This window comes from Pseudomonas lini, assembly GCF_964063345.1.
Lineage (GTDB): Bacteria > Pseudomonadota > Gammaproteobacteria > Pseudomonadales > Pseudomonadaceae > Aquipseudomonas > Aquipseudomonas lini_B.
Window position 1 is genome coordinate 4,326,097 of record NZ_OZ061318.1, and the last position, 17,933, is coordinate 4,344,029.

Genomic DNA, 17,933 nt, shown 5'->3' on the forward strand with positions numbered 1-17,933 from the left:
CACTAACCCTGTGGGAGCGGGCTTGCCCGCGATGGCGTCATCACATCCGACATTGATGGCGCCTGACACACCGCCATCGCGGGCAAGTCGGATCGCCGCACCGCCGCTCCCACAGGTTCTGCGTCTTCACCGAATTTCAATGAGCAAAATTTCATGACTCCCTTGCCCGCACCTTTGCGCTGGCTGTATTCCCTTGAATGGCGCCGGGGCTTCTTCGACTGGGCACGCAGCGATGGCGTGACCTGGGTGTACATTTTCAAGGTGCTGTTCGCCGCGTTCCTGACCCTGTGGCTGGCCATGCGTCTGGAGTTGCCGCAACCGCGCACCGCGATGATCACCGTGTTCATCGTCATGCAACCGCAAAGCGGCCAGGTGTTCGCCAAGAGCTTCTATCGCTTCCTTGGCACATTGGCCGGCTCGGCGGTGATGGTCGCGTTGATTGCCTTGTTTGCGCAGAACACCGAACTGTTCCTCGGCTCGCTGGCGATCTGGGTCGGCCTCTGCTCGGCCGGCGCGGCGCGTTATCGCAACTTCCGCGCTTATGGATTTGTGCTCGCCGGTTATACGGCGGCGATGGTCGGGCTGCCTGCATTGGCTCATCCCGACGGCGCGTTCATGGCGGCAGTCTGGCGCGTATTGGAAATCTCCCTGGGGATTCTCTGCTCGACGCTGGTGAGCGCCGCGATCCTGCCGCAAACCGCCAGCGCCGCGATGCGCAATGCCTTGTATCAGCGCTTCGGCGTATTTGCCTTGTTCGTCACCGATGGCTTGCGCGGTCGCAGCCGGCGCGAGGCGTTTGAAGCGAACAACGTGCGGTTTATCGCCGAGGCGGTGGGCCTGGAAGGGCTGCGCAGCGTCACGGTGTTCGAAGACCCGCACATGCGTCGGCGCAACGGGCGGCTCAGTCGTTTGAACAGCGAATTCATGGGCATCACCACGCGCTTCAATGCCCTGCATCAATTGCTCGAACGCCTGCGCAGCAGCGGAACCGATCACGTTGTCGCGGCGATCAAACCGGGGTTACAGGAGCTGGCCGAAGTGCTCGACGGCTTCAGCGGCCGCGCCTTGACCAGCCCCGACGCTGCATGCTTGGCCACCGCTTTGGCGACCTATAAGGAAAACTTGCCGGCGCGCGTTCGCAGCCTGCGGGCGACCTTTCAGGAGAGTGATCCGAGCGACGCCGAGCAACTGGATTTTCACACCGCCTACGAGCTGCTTTATCGCTTCGTCGACGACCTGCACAGTTATGCACAGACCCACGCGTCGCTGGCCGATCACAGCCACCAACGTGAACGTTGGGACGAGCCCTTCACCCCGCAAACCAACTGGCTAGCTTCAGCGGCATCAGGCATTCGCGCAGCATTCATCCTCGTGCTGCTCGGCAGTTATTGGATGGCCACCGCGTGGCCGAGTGGGGCGACCATGACCCTGATCGCTGCCGCCACCGTTGGCCTTTCAGCGGCGACACCGAACCCCAAACGCATGGCGTTTCAGATGGCCTGCGGGACGTTGCTGGGGGCGCTGATCGGCTTCGTCGAGATGTTTTTCATCTTCCCCTGGATAGACGGTTTTCCATTGCTGTGCGTAATGCTCGCGCCGGTGATCGTGGTCGGGGCGTTCCTCACTTCACGGCCGCAATACGCCGGGGTCGGCCTGGGGTTGCTGATCTTCTTCAGCACCGGTTCGGTGCCGGACAACCTCACGGTTTACAACCCTTACGCCTTCATCAACGACTACATCGCGATGATCCTGGGCATGCTGGTATGCGCGGCGGCCGGGGCGATCATTTTGCCGCCCAACAGCCGCTGGTTATGGCGGCGGTTGGAGCAGGATTTGCGCGGGCAAGTGGTGTACGCCATCAGCGGCAAACTCAAGGGGCTGGCGTCGAGTTTCGAAAGCCGTACCCGCGATCTTTTGCATCAGGCCTATGGCCTCGCAGCGGGACAGCCGCAGGTGCAACGGGACTTGCTGCGCTGGATGTTCGTGGTGCTGGAAGTCGGCCACGCGATTATCGAATTGCGCAAGGAACAGGCGATTCTGCCGGTGCATCCGGCCTATGCCGAATCCCAACCTTGGCGCCAGTCAATCCGGGTGATGGGGCGTTCGTTGGTGCGGCTGTTTCTGCAACCCAGCCACAGCAATCTGCAGCGTGCGCTGGTCGCAGTTGACCATGCGATCGGCCGCGTGCAAGCCACCGACGAACCGTTCGCACCGCACTTCGATACCTCCGCCTTGCGCCGGGTGAAGAGCTACCTGCACTTCATCCGCACTTCGCTGTTGGACCCGCAATCACCGCTCGCCAGCTACACCAATGCCATCGCCATCGCCATCGCCATCACCAAGCCCCAAGGACTTGAACATGCCTCGTGAAATCGCTTTCCACGGCGTGTACATGCCGACCATGACCCTGATGTTTTTCATTGCGGCGGCGCTGGCCTGGGCGCTGGATCGGTTCCTTTGCGGGTTCGACCTGTACCGCTTTTTCTGGCACCCGGCGCTGCTGCGTCTGAGTCTGTTTACCTGTCTGTTCGGCGCCCTGGCGCTGACTGTTTACCGTTGAGAACACCGTGATGAAAAAGCTTTTCAGCCTGCTCGCGACCCTGCTGGTGTTGGCCCTTGCCCTGTGGATCGGCCGGACCCTGTGGGTGCATTACATGAACACACCCTGGACCCGCGACGGCCGGGTACGCGCCGACATCATCAACGTCGCCGCCGACGTTACCGGTGAAGTGGTGGACGTGCCGGTGCGCGACAACCAGCCAGTGAAAAAGGGCGATTTGCTGATGCGCATCGACCCCGAGCATTACCGCATCGCGGTGAAACAGGCGCAGTCGCTGGTGGCTTCGCGCAAAGCCACGTGGGAGATGCGCAAGGTCAACGCCCATCGCCGCGCAGACCTCGACAACCTGGTGATCTCCAGGGAAAACCGCGACGACGCCACCAACATCGCCGACTCGGCCCTGGCCGATTACCAACACGCCCAGGCGCAACTGGAAGCGGCGGAGCTGAACCTAAAACGCACCGAAGTGCGCGCGGCGGTGGACGGCTATGTGACCAACCTCAACGTCCATCGTGGTGACTACGCACGCATCGGCGAAGCAAAAATGGCAGTGGTCGATATGAACTCGTTCTGGGTTTATGGCTTCTTCGAAGAAACCAAATTGCCCCATGTGCGCGTGGGCGATAAAGCCGATATGCAATTGATGAGCGGCGAAGTACTCAAGGGCCATGTGGAAAGCATTTCTCGCGGCATCTATGACCGCGACAACCCGCAAAGCCGCGAGCTGATCGCCGACGTGAACCCGACCTTCAACTGGGTGCGCCTGGCGCAGCGGGTGCCGGTGCGGATTCACATTGATGAAGTGCCAGAGGGCGTGCTGTTGGCGGCGGGGATTACTTGCACTGTTGTGGTGAAACAAGAAAGTGGCGAATAACCCTGTGGCGAGGGGGCTTGCCCCCGCTCGGCGGCGAAGCCGGCGCAAAACCAGAGCATGCGGTGCATCTGGAAGAACGGGGTTACAGGTTTTGGGGCTGCTGCGCAGCCCAACGGGGGCAAGCCCCCTCGCCACAAAGGAACGGTTTCAGCCCTGACAAAACGTCTCATGCAAATGCCGCCAAACCACCTTGCCATCGGCCTGTTTCTCGAACACAACCGAGGATCGCCGATCAGAATGCAGCCCCGTCGCATCGGTCTGCTGCTCGCGGTAACTCACCACTGCGCCACTGTCGTACAGCGCGACACCTCGCAACTCGCTGAGCTCAATCCTGAACCCGAGCTTCTTCCCGCCCGCCAGCAGAAACAATTCATTCAACGCCTCGAAATCCAGCACCCGGCCCAACGGCGAGATCATGGAAAACTGCGGCGAAAAACGCGTCAGCAATTGCTCAAGCTCGGACTCGTCTCGCTCCTCGGCCAACCATTGCTCGATGGCTATGTGAGCCTGGATCACTTCGTCAAAGTATTCGGTGTAGTCGGTCATGTTTAATTCCTGAAATTCTTAAGCGTCTGGTCTGACGTCTTCGCGGGCAAGCCCGCTCCCACAGAGAGCACCGCGCAACCTGTGGGAGCGGGCTTGCCCGCGATGGCGTCAACCCGGTCTCAGAGTTGCCCGCGCAACCCGAACCGCTTCATCAACCCCGACTCCAACAACCCTTTCGGCAACAAGCCCGCCATCATCGGCAAGGCCCGGCTGCCATTACCCAAACGCACCAGACGCGGCGGTTTATTCTGCTGCACGGCCTTCAATAAACCAGCGGCAAATTCACTGGCCGGCGTCGGCTTGTCCTGAGACGCCTTGGCCCGTGCACGAATGCCTTCACGCAGCGGCCACCACGGCGATTGTTCGGTGATCAGTTGCTCAGCTTTGTTGCCGGCATTTTTCGCGAAGCTGGACGCGATCGCCCCCGGCTGAACTTCCATGACCCGCACACCGAACGGTGCCAATTCCATGCGCAACGCATCGCTCAAGGCATGCACCGCAGCTTTCGAGGCGCAGTAGGCACCGGCAAACGGCGTGACCAGAACTCCGGACACGCTGCCGATGTTCACCACCAGGCCCCTGGCGCGACGCAGTACCGGGAACATCGCGCGAGTGACGCCAACGATCGCAAATACGTTGGTTTCGAATTGCCGCTGCATGGCCGGCACACCGCCATCGAGCAGCGGCCCCATAGCGCCATAACCGGCATTGTTGATCAGCACATCAAGACCGCCGCACTGCTGATTGATCCGCTCACTCAATTGTTCGAGAGCCGGGCCATCGTTCACGTCCAGTTGCACGGCGGTGAAACCGGCAGCGGTTAGAGCGGCTACGTCTTCAGCCTTGCGGGCGCTGGCCCAGACTTCGTAACCGGCACTTTTGAAAGCGTCGGCGAGGGCGCGGCCAATGCCGCTGGAACAACCGGTAATCAACGCAACGGGCATGGCGCGGTCCTTGTGCAAAAAAAAAGAGGATCAGTCGGAGAAGCTACCCTGCAAGCGCTCGGCGCGAAACTCCAGAGTTTGCGGGCGATAACCGGGGCGCAGGGGCGGCATTGGCAAGCAGTCTTCCCAATTGCCGCCGGCCTGCAATTCACCGGGGCCGCGATAACGCGGCGCGGCGTATTGATTGTCGGCCAGATTGACCGTATCGCCCGGTGCATAAGCGGCGATTCGCCAGCGCAGTTCGGTCAACGGTACGTCATTGCCGTTGTTCATCGTCAGTTGCAAGGGGCGATCCGCCGGGCAGTGCTCCGGGGCATAGACGATGCGCAGCTCAAGGCGCGCCAGTTGCTTGACCTCGCGGTTGTCCAGCCAGAACACCCACGTCGCCACCAGGCCCAATCCGACAGCGGCGGCCATGGAAACCGGCACGGCCTTGGACGGGTAGCGCAGCAGCAGGATCAGCCAGGTGATGACCAGCAGGACGCCGATGAACATGTGTGAACGCTCCTTGAACTCATAGACACCATCCTACCGAAGGGGCGCGGGAATGGACATTCGTGGAGCAAGATCGATGGCCGTTGGTCGGTACTGTCATTTCTGATAGTAGCCAGGCATGTCCACGAACAGTTAGATACCGATTGGCAAACAGGACATACGCAGGTCTTGACGATGGGAATGCACCACAAAACGCCAAAATTGTCCGTCGTCGACCCGCGTGGCTTATTGATCCGTTCGGTGGACTATTGGCGCGCCGTCGAAAACTTACCCAGCGAAGCACGCATCAATCGCACTGCCCATGATGCTGCAGGTCACCCGGTAAAGCAGTGGGATCCGCGGCTTTGGGCATTGCAGGATGAAGATCCTCTGACTCCCGCCAATTCAACGACCGTGCATTCGCTGTCCGGGAATGCGCTTTGTACCGTCAGCGTCGATGCTGGGTTGCAACTGAGCCTGCCCGGTTTGGACGACGAGGTTTTGCTGGCATGGGACAGCCGAGGCACGCGACGTGAGGTTGAATACGACGACCTGCTTCGTCCTGTGGCAATGATCGAGCAGGGCGCAACTGAGCCGCGAAGGTCCGTTGAACGCATGACCTATGGCGGTCCTGATCATGGTGACCAGAATCAATGCGGGCAGTTGATCCGTCATGACGATACCGCCGGGACGGTGCTGTTCGAGGCATTTTCGATCACCGGCCAATGCGGGAGGCAAGCTCGTCACTTCACGCTGGACCCTGTTGCCCCTGACTGGCCGGAGTTGGAAGCCGATCGCCAGCAGCTGCTTGAGCCGGGGGAGGGGGCTGTCTCGACGTGGAGTTTCGGCCCGCTAGGTGATGTGTTGGAACAGGTCGATGCCAAGGGAAATAGTCAGGCCTTCAGCCTGACCCTTGACGGTCGCTTGCGTGAGGCGCGTTTGCAACTTCAGGGACTGACCGCCTGGCAAACGCTGGTCAGCGATATCCAGTACAACGCCGAGGGGCAAGTTGTGCACGAAACCGCCGGTAATGCTGCGAAAACCACCCTGGTCTACCGAGTTGAAGACGGATTATTGATAGAACGGCGGGCGCAGGATGTGAGTACCCAGTTGTTGCAGCATCTGATCTACGACTATGACCGCATGGGCAACGTTCTCAGTATCGAGGACAAGGCGCTGCCGGTGCGTTACTTCGCCAACCAGCGTATCGATCCGGTCAGTCGCTTTGTCTACGACAGCCTCTACCAGTTGATCGAGGCTTCTGGTTGGGAGGCGGGCGGTCCCAATCAAGGGCCCGAGTCGGTCGGCCGCACTGATCCGGCGGCGGTCAGCAACTATCGGCAGACCTACCGCTATGACGAAGGCGGCAATCTGTTGAAGCTGACCCACGTTGGCGCACAAAGCCCAGGGCATGACCTGAAGGCCGCCCGCTACAGCAATCGCTGTCTGCCCTGGCGCAACGGCGTGCCACCCACGGAAGAAGAAATCGCCGCAACGTTCGACGCCAACGGCAATTTGCTGGAGCTGGATCAGGGACGGTTTCTGACGTGGGATCTGCGTAATCAATTGCACTCGGTCAGCCCGGTAGAACGCGTCTCCGGGAGTAATGATCGGGAGTCCTACATCTACGATGGCGGTGGGCAGAGAGTGCGTAAGATTCGCTCGCTGAATACCAATGCCCGCACCGTGGTGGCTGAAGTGCGTTACTTGCCGGGGCTGGAACTGCGCACCGATAACGGCACTGGGGAAGTACTGCAGGTCATCACCGCCCAAGCGGGACTCAATAGCGTGCGTGTGCTGCATTGGGAAACAACTCCACCGTCCGGTATTACCAACGATCAATACCGCTACAGTCTGGTTGATCACCTGAACTCCTGCACGCTGGAGCTGGCAGACGACGCGCGAATTATCAGCCAGGAAACCTACTATCCCTTTGGCGCGACGGCGTGGTTTGCCGGCACTGACATGATTGAAGCGAGTTACAAGATCATTCGTTACTCGGGGAAGGAACGGGATGCGACGGGGCTTTATTACTATGGGTATCGCTATTACATCCCGTGGTTGCAGCGATGGATCAACCCAGATCCGGCAGGGTGGGAGGCGGATGGCCTCAATCTTTTCCGGATGGTGCGCAATAACCCGCTGATGTTTTTTGACGAGCAGGGGGAGGAATCGAAGTCCAAGTCGGCAGTACGCACTGCGATCGAGATATTTGAATCATTCAAGGCCAATTACAGTGATACGGACAGAGTGGCTCCCTACACAATGATGAACGAAATAACCGAGGGCAAACTGAAGTTCAAAACAACACAGGCATCACCTGTGGTGCTTGAAAAGACCAAGACCCTGCGGTTTACCTTACGACACTATTCGTCCAATCCAAGTAGTCCGGGGGATACCCCGTCCCATGTAGCTATCAAGTCAAACTTTTCCCTGGTCAACAGTAATTTGATGACGTTGGGCGGAAAAGGTGGCAATACCAGTGAGAAGGATTGGACCAAGGCTGGAAACATGGGTTTTACGTTCTTCCTTTTGGCTATAAACGGAGAGGTGAATGAGCGCAGGTTTCTCGCGAACAAGACACATTTTGCCGAATACGATCTTGAGGATGACAAGGCACTGGAGGCAGCCTTGGGCAAAGATTTCGATAACGTAGAGTTTTTTGCTTCGCCCGATGTACTCGATCCAAAACACTCTTCGGATCTGGGGGCGGTGCCAATGGTTAAAGGCCGACTGAAAGAGTTGAAGGCGTTGTTGTTAGGCAATTCGGGAATCAGTGCGGTGCAGGTGGGAAGAATGGATTCACGAGCAATGCTGGACAGTATCGACAATAAGTTTCACGGAACGCTTGAAATCAAAATACCAGGATCAGTAAAAGTCAGTACCTGGCATAAAAAACCAACGACCGCGATTCGCAAGGCTGCATGACCGTGGGTAAAAAAGCCCCCCCCAACTCACTGCGGATACGGACGCAGCGGGCTGGACGGGGGCTTCTTGTTTTACCGGTCAATCACTGCGCGATGGTTTTCACCGACACGCCGCGTTCGATCGGGGTAGAGCGACCGTAGATATCTTCAAACCGCTCGATATCGTCTTCACCCAGGTAGCTGCCCGATTGCACTTCGATGATCTCGAGTGGAATCTTGCCCGGGTTGCGCAGACGGTGAACCGAGGCGATCGGGATGTAGGTCGACTGGTTTTCAGTCAGCAGGAACACGTTTTCGTCGCAGGTCACTTCAGCAGTGCCGCTGACCACGATCCAGTGTTCGGCGCGGTGGTGGTGCATTTGCAGCGACAGGCACGCGCCCGGCTTGACCGAGATGCGCTTGACCTGGAAGCGGCCGCCCATGTCGACCGAGTCGTAGGAGCCCCACGGACGATAGACTTCGCAGTGGTTCTGGGTTTCGCTGCGGCCCTGCTCGTTGAGGGTGTTGACCATCTGTTTGACGCCTTGGACCTTGTCCTTGTGGGCGATCATCATGGCGTCTTTGGTTTCGACGACCACAATGTTTTCCAGGCCGATCACCGACACCAGTTTGCCGTTGCCGTGGATCATGCAGTTTTTGCTGTCCTGGATGACTACGTCGCCTTTGGTGACGTTGCCGTTGGCGTCTTTTGCATTGACTTCCCACAGCGACGACCAGCAACCGACATCGCTCCAGCCTGCGGTCAGTGGCACTACGCAGGCGCGCTGGGTTTTTTCCATCACCGAATAGTCGATGGAGTTGTCCGGGCAGCAGGCGAAGGTGGCAGGGTCGATGTCGACGGTGTCGGCATCTTGTGTGCTACGTTCCAGCGTCAGTACGCAGGTGTCGTAGATGTCCGGATCGTGTTTTTTCAGCTCTTCGAGGAAGCGGCTGGCACGGAACAGGAACATGCCGCTGTTCCAGAAGTAACCACCGGACTGGACGAATTCGGTGGCGCGTTTCACGTCGGGTTTTTCGACGAAGTGCGAGACACGGCTGACGCCTTCCGGCAGCAGGGCATCGTTGGTGGATTTGATGTAGCCGTAACCGGTTTCCGGTTTGGTCGCCGGCACGCCGAACAGCACCATCTCGCCACGCTCGGCCGCCACAGTGGCCAGGGCCAGGGCGCGTTGCAGGGCTTTTTGGTCTTCCAGCACGTGGTCGGCCGGCAGCACCAGCATCAACTCGTCGCGACCTTCATTGACCAGCATCATCGCGGTCAGGGCCACTGCTGGCGAAGTGTTGCGCCCGAAGGGTTCCATCAGCACGCGCTGCACGTCCAGGTTGCGGGCGCTCAGCTGCTCGTTGACGATGAAACGGTGTTCCTTGTTGCAGACCACGATCGGGGTGTCCATGCCTTCGAACACCAGGCGTTCCAGGGTTTGCTGGAACAGCGTTTGTTCGCCGGTCAGGGCGAGGAATTGCTTGGGGAATTGCTTACGCGAAAGCGGCCAAAGACGTGAGCCGCTACCACCTGACAAGATCACCGGAATCATGTTGTTACTCCTTCAAAATCGATTGGTTAGAGCTACTGCGTTCTGTCGTTTCACTCTTGTTCTTGTTCCGTGTCCGAATTGACGCCTCGGTCCTCTGTGGGAGCTGGCTTGTCGGGACGCCGCATCGCTGCGATGGCATCACCTCGGTGTATCTGTTTCACCGAGTCGTCTGCATCGCGGGCAAGCCCGGCTCCCACAGGGATATGGGTCAATCCGGCAAATGTGTTAGCGCGTCGAAACCGGGCGTTTTACCCAGACTGGCGACAGGCTGCTGCCGCTGCCAGTGACGTACAGCACCGCCGCTTCGCCTCGTTCCAGGGCAACCGGTTTCACGTCGCCGACTTTGGTGGCGCCGTCGTACAGTGCCAGGCTGACTTTCACCGGGTTGATTTCACGCTCGCCACGGCCCTTGGCCGCCACGGACGGGACCACTTCGGTCTTGCCGTCGGCGGTTTTCAGGGTCAGGGCCTTGTCGCTGAGGTTCTGTACGCGAACCAGGGATTTCTGCTTGTTCTTGAACGGCGGCTCTTCGATCAGTTGTGGCGCGCCGCTGGCGTTGTTGACCAGGGTGTAATAGTGGTCGCCGGCCAGTTTCACTGGCAGGCTCTGGCTGCCGACCTTGGCGCTGTAGTCACCGCCCGGCATGAAGCTGAAGTCGGTGCTGGACAGCGGCGCGACTTCGCTCAGGTTGGTGGTGCCGACAGTGGCGCTGACTTCAGCGTTACCGGCGTTGTAGACACGCACGAAGCTGGAGCCTTTCGGTGCGGTCGGGCCGTAGAGTGCGGCGTCGCCAGCGAAGGCGGACATCGACAACACGCTCATGCCAGCGACGAGGGCGAAGGTCTTGGCGAGACGGCGAGGAGTAGTAGTGAAAGTCATGGTGTACCTCTCTTTCAGTTTTGCGCCCGGTCGGGCGTCTCGGATTTAGTGTTTGCAGCTACGTTTTGTTGGCGTGCGCCGGCTTGTTTAAGCTCTGCGACCCACTGCGGGTCGGCGTCACCGATTTCGTTGTTCACAGGCAGATATCGTTCAGGGAACTCCCAGATCAGCACTTGTGGCGGGCTGTTCTTGAAAGCATCGCTTTTCAGGTAGCTGAGCATCGGCAGAATCGGGCCATGGCCGTCTTCGGCGTAATTGACCACGTCGCTGTGCAACGCTTCTTTCAGCGCACCGACGAAGTTCCAGTTCGGGTTGGCGCTGTAGCTGGTGCCGATGAGGGCCACTGGCACTTCAGTGTTGGCGAACAGGGCGTCGTCACCGGCAGGCTGATCTTGCGCCGCCACGGTGTTGCGCTTCTGCAATGGTTCTTGCGCCGGCATCAGGTTTTCGAACAGCGGGTCCAGCGGCAGGAACAACCGCAGGTCGCCCTTGTGCGTCACCTTCTCCGCAGGTTCGGTGACGAAGTTTTGCGGTTCGCCGCTGAGCGGAGCCTTGTCGGCAATGGTTTTGGCCAGGGTCTGGGCAGCGATTTGCGCGCCTTCCGGGGTCCAGTGAGTGTCGGTGCGCAGGAACACTTGCTGACCGTCTTGCTTGGCCTTTTGCAGCGGGCCGAGCAGGTCAGGGGCGAGGATCTTGTCGGCCGCCACACGAGCGTGGAAGTCCTTGTACAGATTGGCGTGGATACTCGCCGGCTTCACTTCACCCAGGTGTTCCGGGTACAGACGTGTCTTGGCTGGGACAATCGCCATCACCAGTTGCACGCCTTGCTTTTTCAGGGTCTGGCGCACGCCTTCGACCAGCGCGTAGTTGCCTTGCAGGTTCAACTCTTCGTTGACGATCGGGTGGAACTCTTCATCGCTGTAGAGCCACTGATCGCGACCGAGCACTACGCCCGGACGACCTTCGTTGAACAGTTTGAAATCCAGCGCGGCCCAAAGATTGGTGCCCAGGCGCTTGATCGGGAACTCGTCGTCGTAGTGCGTCTCGACGGCTTTGGTCCAGCGACCGTTGAGCACGGTTGCATCGGCGTTGGTACTGAAGCCGAAGAAGCTGCGTACCGACCACACGCCCAGGACCAGCAAGGTCACCAGGAACAGGGCGATGTAGAAGATGCGTAATGAGCGGGTCATAGTCAGATCCCTCAGAACTGGAAGTAAAGGAACGGCGAGAAGCTTTGCGCCGAGAGTTTGAGAATCGAGGCGATGAACAGCAGCAGTACCAGGGCGCGCATCACGTAACGGGACCAGTCAGCGGTCCAGTAGGCCGGTTGCACAGTCGCTTCAACGCCGACGGTGTAACCCGGTTCGTGGATGCTGGCCGGGTTGTCACCCGGTACGGCTTTGATCATTCCAGGCGTAGCCGCGGCAGGGCCATCGGCCTCGACGTTGACGGCAGGCTTGGTTTTGACCGGTGGCCGGTTGGTGTAGAAATCACGGATGCCGAAGAACGCCAGAGTGACGTACGCCACCACCAGGGTTGCCACTTGCAGACCGGTGAGGCTGGCCTGATTGAGTTCCGACAGCGACCATTCGCCGAAGCTGAACATCGCGCCATACATGCGACCGGCAACGTGCAGGTTTTCCGAGCGGAAGATCACCCAGCCCATGACGACGAGCAGGAAGGTCAGCGCCCAACGGATCGGGTTGATGCTGCGCGGCGAGGTGTTCAGGCCCAGAGCTTTTTCGATCGCCAGCCACATGCCGTGCCAGGCACCCCAGACGATGTAGGTGATGTTCGCGCCGTGCCACAGACCACCGAGCAGCATGGTCAGGAACAGGTTGCGATAGGTCATCAGCGTACCTTTACGGTTACCGCCGAGGGTGATGTACAGATAGTCACGCAACCAGGTCGACAGGCTGATGTGCCAGCGACGCCAGAACTCGGTGATCGACTGGCTGATGTACGGCTGTTTGAAGTTTTCCATGAAACGGAAACCCATCATCAAGCCCAGACCAATCGCCATGTCGCTGTAGCCGGAGAAGTCGAAGTACAGCTGCGCGGTGTAGGCCAGGGCGCCGAGCCAGGCGTCGCCCGTGGTCGGGTTCTGCAAGGCGAAGCAATGGTCGGCCACCACCGCCAGGGTGTCGGCGATGAAGACCTTCTTGATGAAGCCCTGCATGAACCGCGTGGCACCTTCGGAGAACTTGTCGAGGGTGTGGGTGCGGTTGTTGAACTGGTCGGCCAGGTCACGGAAACGCAGCACAGGACCTGCGATCAAGTGCGGGAAGATCGCCACGAATGCGGCAAAGTCGATCAGGTTGCGGGTCGCCGGGGTATCACCGCGGTAGACGTCGATGATGTAGCTGATGGACTCGAAGATGTAGAACGAGATCCCGATCGGCAACAGCACGTGGGTCAGGATGAACGGCGAAAGACCGACCGAGGTCATCATCGCGTTGATGCTGTCCACGCCGAAATTGGCGTACTTGAAGTAGCCGAGGATGCACAGGTCGACGCCCACGCCCAGGAGCAACCAGCGCTGGGCCGGTTTGGTCCGAACGCCTGCCGCACCGACTTTCAGGCCGATCCAGTAGTTCCACAGCGTGACGGCTGCGAACAGCGCAAGGAAGTCCACACGCCACCAGGCGTAGAACACGTAGCTGGCGATCAGCAGCAGCAAGTTGCGATAGCGTATTCCGCTCAAGTAGTACATGCCGAGAAAGATCGGCAAGAACAGAAACAGGAACACGTTGGATGAAAATACCATCCCGATCTCTCCATGTTTAACCAACAGTCAAGGGCCAACGGCCCCCCCAAACCCCCCACCGAAAACCGGAGGGCTAACTCACAAAACTCAAACTCGACACCTACCCTGTGGGAGCGGGCTTGCCCGCGATAGCAGTGGGTCAGTCGACATCAATGCTGAATGTCAGATTGCAATCGCGGGCAAGCCCGCTCCCACAGGGTTTTGTATTGTTCCTAGGAACCTTTGCCTTTCTCGCTGGCCGGGTCGTAGACCTTGGTCAAATCCCCGCCGAGGCGGAAGGTCTTGAACGGCTGCATCTTGTGTTTCTGCGCCAGCACATCCGGCGTGCAGGTGTAGAGCGAGCAGAACGGTTCGAGCCAGGCGAATTTCGAGTCGACCTTGAGGTCGGTCATGTCCTGATCCTTGCCGTTCTTCTCCTCGAATTCATCCGGGTCTTTCACCCCCGCGAGCACGCGATCGCCCAGGCGTTTCAAGGCGCCGTTGTTTTCCTGGCGCAAATCGACACCGTTGACCTGAGCGAAACTGGCGATCATCGCCAGTGGCGGCAGGGCATAGTTGTGATAGGCGAGGGCGCGTTGCTGGCGCTTGAGTTCGTTGGGCAGGAAGCCTTGGGCGTCGACCTGATTGACGCCGACCTTGTATTCCTTGACGGCCCAATCGAACAGGTCGCGCCGGTTGGTGGCGACCGACGTGGCCATCACCGACCAGGCTGCCCAGTACGAGTGGTTGTTGGTTTGCTCGAGCGGCAGGTTGTCCCAATCGCTGACCACCTGATCAGCCATTTTGCTGAACCAGGCTTCAATCACTTGCGCTTCTTCCTGGTGGGTAGCCAGCGGATGCGAGTCAGAGAACTTCAGGCGAACATAGGATGAAGCCATGCTGCCCAACGCCCATTTGCGCATGGACTTGCCGGTGTGGTTGAAGTCCTTGGACATCAACGCGTCGGCCTTGGCCCAGGCAGTCAGCCAGGTGAGGGTGCATTCCAGTTGTTCCGGACGACCATCACGCATGAACTGCATCACCCGCTTGCTGGTGGCGCGCTCGATCTTGGTAATGTCGGCGGTGGTGTCGCGGAAAGCTTTTTCCGATGCCTCGTTCAGGGTCGAACGGGCCTTGTCGGAGCCTTCGTATTTGCTGCGAAATTGCAGGGCGCCGGTGTAAGGCGTCGGCATCGCGTCGCAGCCTTCACTCTTGTCGCCGGTTTTGACTTTTTCAATGGGTGCAAAGTAACCCTGGGGCGGGCGAAGTGGCGCGGCGGCCTGGGTGGCGCCGGCGAACATCGCCAGCGTCAGCAGGGAGGGCGCGAGTAACTTTTTCAGCGTTCGGGTTTGCATGCAGTTCATAAGAGGTAGCCTCATTGCCCGGCTTGAGCGGTACGCTGCTCGGCGCCGGAGAACACGTTGCGTTTGCAGATTTTCGCTTCGACTTTCTGAGGCGTGGTACCTGGTTTTTCAGGTCCCTGGACTTCGACGGCCAGCAGATTCTGCGAGGCCCAGTCTTCGTCCGTGCGCAACTCGAAGGCGAAACGCCCGTCGGTATCGGAGGTTTCCGGTTTGTCGATCTTGATGTCCTCGTGGCGCCCATTCATGTACCAGAGGGTGGCTTGCAAGGTTTTCACCGAGGTGTCGGCGAAGCGGATATCGACCTGGTGACTGCTGTTGCGCAGGTCCAGGTTCTTGCTGTTGACCATCAATTCGTTTTTGCCCGGTTTCAGCGTGGCGCTGGCGCTCATCTGTGCATCTTTGCCTTCGCAACCGTTGTCCAGCAGCGCCATCATTTGGCGGTAGATGGTTTCCTGATCGAGGCGATAAAGCGGCGAGAATTCCCAGATGAGGATTTTCGGCGGTTTGGTCTGGAACTCTTCGCTGCCCAGGTACTGCAGCATCGAACCTTCCAGGCCACCACCGGGGAATGCCACGTTGAGGATGTCGGCGCCGATGGCCTCTTCGAGGAAACCGGCGAAGTTGTAGTTCTTGCCACTGTGGCTGGTGCCGACCAGGGTGATTTCCGGATTGCCGGAATCACTGAACAGATCGCCATCGCCCGCTTCGCCTTTTGGCTCGGTGGTGAACTGATCCATGTACTGGATCGCGTAGCTGGTGCCACAGAGTTGACCAGCCATGTTGTGTAACGTTCCGGTCTTGCCCATGCGACCCGACTTATGGGTCTCGAATTCACGCTTGGGAACGTCGGCAAAGGCCGGCAATTGCTTGACCTTCTCGGCGACAATTTTCGCTGTGCGCTGGGCGCCATACGGCGTCCAGTGTTGGTCGCCGCGGAAGTAGAAATCGTGAGCCGGCAGGGTATCGGGCAGCGATTCGTTGGTCAGCGGCGACAGGTCCGGGACTACGTAACCCATCTGCGCGAAACGCCCGAGCATGGTTTTGTAATTCTTCAGCGCCTTGTCGAAATCGTAGCTCGCCTTCTCTGCCGGGTTCAGCTTGTTGCGGTTCACCAGGCCACGGGTCGGCTGGTAAACGATGACCAGTTCCACGCCTTTGCTCTTGAACGCATCGTGCAGTTGCTTCATGCGTTTGTAGCCAGCGGGTGTGGTGTCGAACTCGGTGCGCAAGTCTTCTTGCGTACGGAACAGCCAATCGCCCTGCGCCTGCACCAGCGTGGTGAAGTTCTGCTGATAGCGGGTGGTGTAGTTTTTCGGGTCGTGGGCTTCCGGGCAGAGATTGCAGCAATCATCGGCCTTGAATTTCGGTGGGCTTACGCCACCGGTGGCGTCATCGGCGCGAACACCGCCGCTGGCCGCGAGAATACCCGCGGTCAGGGCCGACAGGCTGAGTAATTTGATCAAGTGTGGGTGCATAAAATTATCCTCAGTCCTGCATTTTGGTCTGGCGTTCGACTGGGTCGATCAGCACGGCTTTCTGCTGGCGCACCAGCAGGTCGAGAATTTCGTCCTGGCGCTCGCCGAGGATCCCCGAGAAGCTGATGCCGCTGGATTTGGTCGGCGCGAGCATCGACACGCGATACAGCTCCACGCTCAGCGGCGAGTCGATCGACAGCGGTCCGCTGCCATTGGCGGCCAGTTCACCGCCGACCACGATCAGCGACACCTGGGCGTCGAACGGGTCGAGCTTGATGTCCCGGTCGGTGTCGGTCAGGTCTTTGATGTGCCCGTAGACACCGGTCAGGCCGTTGGCCATCGCGACGTTTTCATACAGGCGAATGTTCACGCTGTTACGAATACGGATGCCGTGGCGTCGGTTGCTGATTACCTTGTTGCCCCACAACAGGTTGTCGGCACTCTCGTAGAGGGTGATGCCGTCGGTGTGGTTCTTGTAGATCTCGTTGTAGGCGATCAGGTTGTTCACACTGTTACGGTCGATCACCAAGCCCGACAACTTGTTGTCGTAGCTGCGGTTGTTGAAGATGAAGCTGTCGTTGACCTCACGGGAAATAATGATCCCGTGCTTCTTCTTCGTACCGAACACCGTGTTGTCGGCGATGATCAGACCATGCGACCGGTCATGCGGGTCGATGCCGTAGACGATGTTGTCTTTGTAGGTGTTGCCCTTGACCACGAAGTCGCGGGTTTCGTAGCAGTAGAAGCCGTACCACATGTCCGAGAACTCGGAGCCGACAATCCAGCCGGTCGGTTCAGGGCGCTTGAGCACCTTGGCCATGTTCGGCGTGTATTGGGAAATACTCACGCCGTAGGACTTACTGTTGGCGTAACCGAAACTGGCGATCTTGCTGTTGGCAATGTAGGTCTCGGTGCCACCCCAGGACAGCAGGAACGGACGGAACTCCTTGGGCGACTTGAAGGCCGCCGGGCCGTTTGCCTTCTCGCTCCAGCCAGTGATTCTGGTATCACGCACGAACAGCTGGCCGTCGTTGACCAGGAACGAACCGGCCTCTTGGGACAGACGCAATTCCTGGGTCTGTTTGTCGATTTCCAGAATGCCCTTGTTACCCACCACGATCGGCAACTTCGCCAGGAACACGCCCGGCGAGGTTTCGCTGAAGTACTGCTTGGGCAGCTTCTTCGCCAGGTCCTTGAGGTTCATGTAGCCGTCGTCAACGAAGATCGCCTGCGGGATGCCATGCTGACGCACCACCCACTCGGCCATCTTGTTGTCGCCGCCGATGAAGTCCTTCAGGGCGTCTTCCTGCATCATCCGGCGTACGCTGATTTTGCCGGGTTTGGTGCGCACGATTTTTGCGGCGATGGCGTCGCTGGTGTAGCCAGAGGTGTCCGGCAGTTTCGGCTTGGCCAGCTCCAGCGGCGCGGTTGGCGCGCTGCTGACGGTGTAGGTCTTGGCCTGTTGCAGCCCTTTGGCTATGGTCGCCGATTTGCCCTGTTGCACAGGCTTGGCCGGTTCGACGGTGGCGAAGGCGGCTGCGCTGGCGAGCAGCAGCGCGCCTGCCAGCAGGCTGATCGAGCCTTTCTTGGCACTGTTCATGTCGGGCAC

14 protein-coding genes are annotated in these 17,933 nt (G+C 59.2%); 4 read left to right on the forward strand and 10 right to left on the reverse strand.

Annotated elements, in window-relative coordinates; translation table 11 throughout:
* The first annotated feature begins 153 nt into the window (after positions 1–153).
* The 3 genes from AB3226_RS19485 to AB3226_RS19495 are packed head-to-tail and all read left to right on the forward strand — an operon-like array spanning position 154 to position 3,434.
* Positions 154–2,370: an FUSC family protein gene (locus tag AB3226_RS19485; protein ID WP_367374240.1), complete on the forward strand. Its 2,217-nt coding sequence runs from the start codon at positions 154–156 to the stop codon at positions 2,368–2,370.
* The gene (locus AB3226_RS19490) at positions 2,360–2,560 is read left to right on the forward strand and encodes a DUF1656 domain-containing protein (RefSeq protein ID WP_367374241.1); all 201 of its coding nucleotides are present in this window, start codon (positions 2,360–2,362) and stop codon (positions 2,558–2,560) included. The genes AB3226_RS19485 and AB3226_RS19490 overlap by 11 nt, the downstream gene beginning before the upstream one ends.
* Before the next feature lie 10 nt (positions 2,561–2,570).
* Positions 2,571–3,434: an efflux RND transporter periplasmic adaptor subunit gene (locus AB3226_RS19495; protein ID WP_367374242.1), complete on the forward strand. Its 864-nt coding sequence runs from the start codon at positions 2,571–2,573 to the stop codon at positions 3,432–3,434.
* Between the two features lie 147 nt (positions 3,435–3,581).
* On the opposite strand, the gene AB3226_RS19500 is transcribed toward AB3226_RS19495, so the two are convergent.
* The 3 genes from AB3226_RS19500 to AB3226_RS19510 form a co-directional block, all read right to left on the reverse strand.
* Entirely contained in the window at positions 3,582–3,980 is a 399-nt protein-coding gene (locus tag AB3226_RS19500; protein ID WP_367374243.1) for a DUF4440 domain-containing protein, read from the reverse strand.
* 119 nt (positions 3,981–4,099) lie between these two features.
* Complete coding sequence (locus AB3226_RS19505) at positions 4,100–4,924, reverse strand: SDR family oxidoreductase (protein ID WP_367374244.1); 825 nt, start codon at positions 4,922–4,924, stop codon at positions 4,100–4,102.
* Between the two features lie 30 nt (positions 4,925–4,954).
* Entirely contained in the window at positions 4,955–5,419 is a 465-nt protein-coding gene (locus AB3226_RS19510; protein ID WP_367374245.1) for a multidrug transporter, read from the reverse strand.
* A 174-nt stretch (positions 5,420–5,593) separates the two neighbouring features.
* Between AB3226_RS19510 and AB3226_RS19515 the strand changes: the two genes are divergently transcribed.
* On the forward strand, positions 5,594–8,326 hold the full coding sequence (locus tag AB3226_RS19515) for an RHS repeat domain-containing protein (RefSeq protein WP_367374246.1): 2,733 nt from the start codon (positions 5,594–5,596) through the stop codon (positions 8,324–8,326).
* Positions 8,327–8,408: 82 nt separating this feature from the next.
* Here the strand turns inward: AB3226_RS19515 and AB3226_RS19520 are convergent, their stop codons facing one another.
* The 7 genes from AB3226_RS19520 to algG all read right to left on the reverse strand — a co-directional run bounded on the left by AB3226_RS19520 (position 8,409) and on the right by algG (position 17,924).
* On the reverse strand, positions 8,409–9,860 hold the full coding sequence (locus AB3226_RS19520) for a mannose-1-phosphate guanylyltransferase/mannose-6-phosphate isomerase (RefSeq protein WP_367374247.1): 1,452 nt from the start codon (positions 9,858–9,860) through the stop codon (positions 8,409–8,411).
* Positions 9,861–10,085: 225 nt separating this feature from the next.
* Positions 10,086–10,739: an alginate O-acetyltransferase AlgF gene (locus AB3226_RS19525; RefSeq protein ID WP_367374248.1), complete on the reverse strand. Its 654-nt coding sequence runs from the start codon at positions 10,737–10,739 to the stop codon at positions 10,086–10,088.
* A 14-nt stretch (positions 10,740–10,753) separates the two neighbouring features.
* A complete protein-coding gene (locus tag AB3226_RS19530) occupies positions 10,754–11,929 on the reverse strand; it encodes an alginate O-acetyltransferase (protein ID WP_367374249.1) in 1,176 nt (391 codons plus the stop codon).
* An 11-nt stretch (positions 11,930–11,940) separates the two neighbouring features.
* A complete protein-coding gene (locus tag AB3226_RS19535; RefSeq protein ID WP_192346116.1) occupies positions 11,941–13,506 on the reverse strand; it encodes an MBOAT family protein in 1,566 nt (521 codons plus the stop codon).
* 212 nt (positions 13,507–13,718) lie between these two features.
* Positions 13,719–14,849: a mannuronate-specific alginate lyase gene (locus tag AB3226_RS19540; protein WP_367374250.1), complete on the reverse strand. Its 1,131-nt coding sequence runs from the start codon at positions 14,847–14,849 to the stop codon at positions 13,719–13,721.
* An 11-nt stretch (positions 14,850–14,860) separates the two neighbouring features.
* On the reverse strand, positions 14,861–16,324 hold the full coding sequence (locus tag AB3226_RS19545; RefSeq protein WP_367374251.1) for an alginate O-acetyltransferase: 1,464 nt from the start codon (positions 16,322–16,324) through the stop codon (positions 14,861–14,863).
* A 10-nt stretch (positions 16,325–16,334) separates the two neighbouring features.
* The gene (gene algG / locus AB3226_RS19550) at positions 16,335–17,924 is read right to left on the reverse strand and encodes a mannuronan 5-epimerase AlgG (protein WP_367374252.1); all 1,590 of its coding nucleotides are present in this window, start codon (positions 17,922–17,924) and stop codon (positions 16,335–16,337) included.
* Between the last annotated feature and the right edge of the window lie 9 nt (positions 17,925–17,933).